6 protein-coding genes are annotated in these 6,617 nt (G+C 71.4%); 5 read left to right on the top strand and 1 reads right to left on the bottom strand.

Annotation, left to right across the window (positions count from 1 at the left end; translation table 11 throughout):
- The 3 genes from H5J33_RS19105 to H5J33_RS19115 all read left to right on the top strand — a co-directional run.
- Positions 1-1,465, top strand: a 1,465-nt coding sequence (locus tag H5J33_RS19105; RefSeq protein WP_181796145.1) for a biotin/lipoyl-containing protein, incomplete at its 5' end; no start/stop codon positions are given.
- A complete protein-coding gene (locus tag H5J33_RS19110; protein WP_181796146.1) occupies positions 1,462-2,403 on the top strand; it encodes a hydroxymethylglutaryl-CoA lyase in 942 nt (313 codons plus the stop codon). The genes H5J33_RS19105 and H5J33_RS19110, both read left to right, overlap by 4 nt.
- Before the next feature lie 5 nt (positions 2,404-2,408).
- Positions 2,409-3,569 (top strand): acyl-CoA dehydrogenase family protein, encoded by a 1,161-nt coding sequence (locus tag H5J33_RS19115; protein ID WP_181796147.1) that lies wholly within the window; start codon positions 2,409-2,411, stop codon positions 3,567-3,569.
- An 88-nt stretch (positions 3,570-3,657) separates the two neighbouring features.
- Here H5J33_RS19115 and H5J33_RS19120 read toward each other — a convergent pair whose 3' ends face one another.
- The gene (locus H5J33_RS19120; protein ID WP_181796148.1) at positions 3,658-4,536 is read right to left on the bottom strand and encodes a GNAT family N-acetyltransferase; all 879 of its coding nucleotides are present in this window, start codon (positions 4,534-4,536) and stop codon (positions 3,658-3,660) included.
- 666 nt (positions 4,537-5,202) lie between these two features.
- Here H5J33_RS19120 and H5J33_RS19125 point away from each other — a divergent pair.
- Both H5J33_RS19125 and H5J33_RS19130 read left to right on the top strand, forming a co-directional pair.
- The gene (locus tag H5J33_RS19125; RefSeq protein WP_181796149.1) at positions 5,203-6,249 is read left to right on the top strand and encodes an ABC transporter substrate-binding protein; all 1,047 of its coding nucleotides are present in this window, start codon (positions 5,203-5,205) and stop codon (positions 6,247-6,249) included.
- Between the two features lie 52 nt (positions 6,250-6,301).
- On the top strand, positions 6,302-6,617 hold a 316-nt coding region (locus tag H5J33_RS19130), incomplete at its 3' end, for a siderophore-interacting protein (protein WP_181796150.1).

The raw sequence follows: 6,617 nt of genomic DNA on the forward strand, positions 1-6,617 counted from the left end.
CTTGAGCAGCACGGGCGGCGGTGGCGGCAAGGGCATGCGCCTGGTGCGGGACCTGACCGTGCTGGAGGAGGAGATCGCCGCCGCCCGCCGGGAGGCCCGCGCCTCCTTCGGCGACGACACGCTGCTGGTGGAGCGGTGGATCGACCGGCCCCGGCACATCGAGATCCAGGTGCTGGCCGACGGCCACGGCAACGTGCTGCACCTGGGCGAGCGCGAGTGCTCCCTCCAGCGGCGCCACCAGAAGGTCGTCGAGGAGGCGCCGAGCGTGCTCCTGGACGAGGCGACCCGGGCCGCGATGGGCGAGGCGGCCGTGCAGGCGGCCCGCTCGTGCGGGTACCGGGGCGCGGGCACGGTGGAGTTCATCGTCCCGGGCGGCGACCCGTCGCAGTACTACTTCATGGAGATGAACACCCGCCTCCAGGTGGAGCACCCGGTCACCGAACTGGTGACGGGGCTGGACCTGGTGGAGTGGCAGCTGCGGGTCGCGGCCGGCGAACGGCTGCCGTTCGCCCAGTCGGAGATCACGCTCACCGGGCACGCGGTGGAGGCCCGGATCTGCGCCGAGGACCCCGCGCGCGGCTTCCTGCCCTCCGGCGGCACGGTCCTGCTGCTGGACGAGCCCGAGGGCGACGGCGTGCGCACCGACTCGGGGCTGAGCGAGGGCACCGAGGTGGGCAGCCTGTACGACCCGATGCTGTCCAAGGTGATCGCCTACGGCCCCGACCGCGCGACCGCGCTGCGCAGGCTCCGTGCGGCCCTGGCCCGGACGGTCACGCTGGGCGTGCAGACCAACGCCGGGTTCCTGCGCCGGCTGCTGGCCCATCCGGCGGTGGTCTCCGGTGACCTGGACACCGGGCTGGTGGAGCGGGTGGTGGACGACCTGGTCCCCGCCGAGGTGCCCGAGGAGGTGTACGAGGCGGCGGCGGCCGTACGGCTGGAGGCCCTCCGGCCGCGCACGGAGGGCTGGACCGACCCGTTCTCGGTGCCGGACGGCTGGCGGCTGGGCGGCGCCCGGAAGCCGCCCGTCTTCCACCTGCGGGTGCGCGAACCCGTGGCCTACACCCCCCGGGGCGTCCACACCGTCACCGGTGACCGGGTGAGCGTCGCCCTGGACGGCGTCCGGCACACCTTCCGCCGCGCCGGCGACTGGCTCGGCCGGGACGGCGACGCCTGGCAGGTGCGCGCCCACGACCCGGTCGCCGCGTCCCTGAACCGCGCGGCCCACGCGGGCGCCGACTCCCTCACCGCGCCCATGCCGGGCACGGTCACGGTGGTCAAGGTGGCCGTCGGCGACGAGGTGACCGCCGGGCAGAGCCTGCTGGTGGTGGAGGCGATGAAGATGGAGCACGTCATCTCCGCCCCGCACGCCGGCACGGTCGCCGCACTGGACGTGACACCGGGCAGCACGGTCGCCATGGACCAGGTGCTGGCCGTCGTCGCACCGCACGAGGAGGCGGCCGGATGAGCGTCACGGGACTGCCCATGGCCGTACCGGCCGAGGGACTGCCCGCGCGGGTGCGGATCCACGAGGTGGGCGCGCGTGACGGGCTGCAGAACGAGAAGACGGCCGTGCCGACGGCGGTGAAGGCCGAGTTCATCCGCCGGCTGGCGGACGCCGGCCTGACCACCATCGAGGCGACGAGCTTCGTACACCCCAGGTGGGTGCCTCAACTCGCCGACGCCGAGGAGCTGTTCCCACAGGTCGTGGACCTGGACGCGGCACTCCCGGTACTGGTCCCCAACCAGCGTGGCCTGGACCGGGCGCTGGCCCTCGGCGCCGAGTACGTCGCGGTGTTCGCCAGCGCCACCGAGTCCTTCGCCAAGGCCAACCTCAACCGCACGCTGGAGGAGTCCCTCGCGGTGTTCGAGCCGGTGGTGCGGCACGCGAAGGACGAGGGCGTACGGGTGCGCGGCTATGTCTCCATGTGCTTCGGCGACCCGTGGGAGGGCCCGGTGCCGCTCACCCAGGTCGCGCGGGTGTGCGTCGCGCTGCGGGACATGGGCTGCGACGAGCTGAGCCTCGGCGACACCATCGGGGTGGCCACCCCGGGCCAGGTCCAGGCGCTGCTCGCCCTGCTGAACGAGCGGGGCGTGCCGACCGACGCGATCGGCGTGCACTTCCACGACACCTACGGCCAGGCGCTCGCCAACACCCTGGCCGCCCTCCAGCACGGCGTCACCACCGTGGACGCCTCCGCCGGGGGGCTCGGCGGCTGCCCGTACGCCAAGTCCGCCACCGGCAACCTCGCCACCGAGGACCTCGTCTGGATGCTGCACGGGCTCGGCATCGAGACGGGGGTCGACCTCGGCCGTCTGACCGCCACCAGCGTGTGGATGGCCGAACGGCTGGGCCGGCCCAGCCCGTCCCGTACCGTCCGCGCTCTCTCCCACAAGGACCAGTGATCAGCATGGACCACCGTCTCAGCCCCGAGCTGGAGGAACTCCGCCGTACGGTGGAGGAGTTCGCGCACGATGTCGTGGCGCCGAAGATCGGCGACTTCTACGAGCGGCACGAGTTCCCGTACGAGATCGTCCGCGAGATGGGCCGCATGGGCCTGTTCGGGCTGCCGTTCCCGGAGGAGTACGGCGGGATGGGCGGCGACTACCTCGCCCTGGGCCTCGTCCTGGAGGAACTGGCCCGGGTGGACTCCTCCGTGGCGATCACGCTGGAGGCCGGCGTCTCGCTGGGCGCGATGCCCCTGCACCTGTTCGGCACGGAGGAGCAGAAGCGCGAGTGGCTGCCCCGCCTGTGCTCGGGCGAGATCCTGGGCGCGTTCGGCCTGACGGAGCCGGACGGCGGCAGCGACGCCGGGGCGACCCGTACGACGGCCCGGCTGGACCCGGACACCGACGAGTGGGTGATCAACGGCACCAAGTGCTTCATCACCAACTCGGGCACGGACATCACGGGCCTGGTCACGGTCACCGCGGTCACCGGCCGCAAGCCGGACGGCCGCCCGGAGATCTCGGCCGTCATCGTGCCGTCCGGCACCCCGGGCTTCACGGTGGCCGCGCCCTACTCGAAGGTCGGCTGGAACGCCTCCGACACCCGCGAGCTGTCCTTCCAGGACGTCCGGGTCCCGGCCGCCAACCTGCTCGGCGAACGGGGCCGCGGCTACGCCCAGTTCCTGCGCATCCTGGACGAGGGCCGGATCGCCATCGCCGCGCTCGCCACGGGCCTGACCCAGGGCTGTGTGGACGAGTCGGTGAAGTACGCGAAGGAACGTCACGCCTTCGGCCGGCCCATCGGCGCCAACCAGGCCATCCAGTTCAAGATCGCCGACATGGAGATGAAGGCCCACACGGCCCGCCTGGCCTGGCGCGACGCGGCCTCCCGCCTGGTCGCGGGCGAACCCTTCAAGAAGGAGGCCGCCCTCGCCAAGCTCCACTCCTCCACGGTCGCCGTGGACAACGCCCGCGACGCCACCCAGATCCACGGCGGCTACGGCTTCATGAACGAGTACCCGGTGGCCCGCATGTGGCGCGACTCCAAGATCCTGGAAATCGGCGAGGGCACGAGCGAGGTCCAGCGGATGCTGATCGCCCGCGAACTGGGGCTGACGGGCTGAGGCAACAGGTCCGGCGCGGACCTGGCGTGCATCGAAGGCGCGGACAGGCCGGCGGGGTGACGCCCCGCTCCGGCCCGTCCGCTCTCCGCTAAAGGTCGAGCCGCCGCTTGTGTGCCGTGTGCGTGGGTGTGTAGCCGAGACCGTCGTTGATCCGTCTCATGTGCGCGTTGCTGTCAGCGGTGTCGGTCAGGAGGCCCCCGAGGTCCGGATAGTCCCTGCGGGCTTGTCGGATCGACTCGGCCTTCATCCATCGGCCGAGGCCGTGACCGCGGTGCTCGGGTAGCACACCGGTGCCGTAGTGCTGGCCGTCGCCCGCGCCGTTGCCGGGGACGACGAGTTCGGTGAACCCGGCGATCGAACCGTCGGAGGCGTCGACGGCGACGACGGTGCGCAGGTGGTCACCGCGCTGTTCGACGGCCTTCGCCGCGGCCCGTACGCGGTCCACGTCCCAGATCACGGCGCCGTGGTCGGTGTCGTCCATGGGCATGTCGTCCATGGCGCGGCGTGAGGCGGCGAACGTCCGGGCGAGGTCGTCGGGGACGGTTCCCCGCCATGACATCAGCCGGTAGCCGGGATGCGGACGCCCGATGATCTCGGCGAGGACGGCCGTATCCACGTCAGCCAGTGGCAAGCGGGTGAACCTGAAGGTCAGGACCTTCCGGAAACCGCGCGCCGCCAGGAAGTGGTCGCCGGGCGATCCGGCTTCCGCCTGCGCGACAACGCAGCATCGGGCGTTGTCCCGGGCGGTGGCCACGGCGGTGTCGAGAAGCCGGGAGCCGACGCCTTTGCGGCGCTCGGCGGGATGAACACGGAGGTCGAGCTCGGCCAGGTGCTCTCGTCCGCCGTCGAACAGGCGCAGAAAGGCCGTTCCGGCGGGGATGGAATCCGCGTCCGACGCCAACCAGGCGAGACGCCGGCCGTGCGGCCCGTGAGCGGGGTCGGTCAGTGGGGTGATGCGAAGGGACAAGGTGTCTCCGTCGTGAGGAGGCGGCAAAGGTCGGTACGCGAGCTCAACTCCCGGGCACTCCTGCGCATGTGCTCCACACCTCCTCGACGGCGCCGGCCTGCACCGATGCGGGCGGCTGGGTGAACCTAGCCGGGTGATCGGCCCTTGGGCAACGGGTTAACGGGGTGACGGGGTGACGGAAGGGTGGTGCGCGCGTGTGGTCACAGCCGCCCGGCCCTGACGACGCCTCGGTTCGTACGCCATGACACTCGACTGGGGGCGCCTCCCCTGGACATCAGCCGAGTTGGGCTGGGCCGGGGATACGCGCCAGCGCGCACCCCTCCCGACAGGACGGCACAGCTCACCCATGGGCCCGGTACCGGGCTGGGCCACTGTTCCTCCGGGCCGCTCGCTCGCTTCTGCCCCGGGCTGGAGCGAGGTGTGTCAAGGGTGGGCCGCAGGCCCATCGCCGAAGGCGACGCGGAACGCGCCCTTGACCCACCTCGCGGAAGCCCGACACTGCCCGAGAAGCGAGCGGCCGACGGCCACTTGAGGGAAGAGGTGAACACGTCCCACGTGACCGGCGCGTGCCCCAACCCCACCCCCTGGACATCAGCTGAGGTTAGGCTAACCTACCTTGGAACTTGTCCGGCGGGCGCTTCGCCCCGGTCGAAAGCAGTCATACCCATGTCCCACGCCCGTGCCACCCACCTCACCCGCCGCGGACTGCTCGCCGCGGGCGGCGCCCTCGGCCTCGGGGCCGCGCTCGCCGCCTGCGGGGACGACAAGGGCAAAGACGGTGGCTCCGGCGGGAACGCGGGGACGGGCAAGTCGGGCCCCTGGTCGTTCAAGGACGACCGCGGCACGACCGTGAAGCTGGACAAGGTCCCCGCGAACATCGTCGCGTTCACCGGCGTCGGCGCCGCGCTGTACGACTACGGCATCCAGGTCAAGGGCGTCTTCGGCCCGACGAAGACCGCCGCCGGCAAGCCCGACGTCCAGGCCGGCGACATGGACATCAGCAAGGTGACGATCCTCGGCAACGCCTGGGGCCAGTTCAACATCGAGAAGTACGCCTCCCTCGCCCCGGACGTGCTCGTCACGACGATGTTCGACGGCGCCGGCACCCTCTGGTACATCCCGGACGAGTCGAAGAAGAAGATCGGCCAACTGGCCCCCAGCGTCGGCATCTCCGTCTACGACCGTCAGCTCACCCAGCCGCTCCAGCGCATGTGGGACCTGGCCGAGTCGCTCGGCGCGGACATGAAGGCCGCGAAGGTCACCGACGCCAAGAAGCGGTTCGAGGACGCCGCCGCCCGGCTGCGCGCCGCCGCCAAGGCCAAGCCGGACCTCAAGGTGCTGGTGGGCAGCGCCAGCGACCAGCTGTTCTACGTCTCCGGCAGCAACCTCTCCATCGACCTGGAGTACTTCAAGTCCCTCGGCGTGAACCTCGTCGAGCCGCCGGAGAGCGCCAAGAAGCAGGGCGGCGGCTGGTACGAGTCCCTGAGCTGGGAGAACGTCGACAAGTACGACGCCGACATCATCATGATGGACGACCGCTCCTCGGCGATCCAGCCCGCCGACATCACCAAGGCCACCTGGAAGAAGCTGCCCGCGGTGAAGGCGGGTCAGGTCATCCCCCGCTCCCCCGAGCCGATCCTCTCGTACGACAAGTGCGTACCGCTGCTCACCAACCTGGCCGAGGCCCTGGAGAAGGCCAAGAAGGTCAGCTGACGACGGTCCAGCCCGCCCACAAAGCCCTGAACCCCACCCTCAGGAGCCACACATGACCACGGCCGTAGCCGCCCCGTTCCGTTTCTTCTCCCTCCAGGTCGTACGGACGAGGCGGCTCGGCCCGTCTCTGGTCCGGGTCACCTTCACCGGCACCGACCTGCACGCCTTCCACTCCGACGGGCGCGACCAGTCCCTGTCGCTGTTCCTGCCGCACCCCGGGCAGAGCGAACCGGTGGTCCCGCTGGAGCTGGGCGACGGCTGGTGGCAGGGCTGGCGGGAACTGCCGGACGACGTACGGGCCGTGATGCGCTCGTACACCCTGCGGGCGCTGCGCCGCGACCCCGACGAGATCGACATCGACTTCGCCC

The sequence above is a fragment of the Streptomyces sp. WELS2 genome, from assembly GCF_013870595.1.
Lineage (GTDB): Bacteria > Actinomycetota > Actinomycetes > Streptomycetales > Streptomycetaceae > Streptomyces.

Excerpts from the sequence above, each read along its gene's own strand:
- H5J33_RS19115 (WP_181796147.1), top strand. The coding sequence starts at position 2,409 with ATGGACCACCGTCTCAGCCCCGAGCTGGAGGAACTCCGCCGTACGGTG.
- H5J33_RS19125 (WP_181796149.1), top strand. The coding sequence starts at position 5,203 with ATGTCCCACGCCCGTGCCACCCACCTCACCCGCCGCGGACTGCTCGCC.
- H5J33_RS19110 (WP_181796146.1), top strand. The coding sequence starts at position 1,462 with ATGAGCGTCACGGGACTGCCCATGGCCGTACCGGCCGAGGGACTGCCC.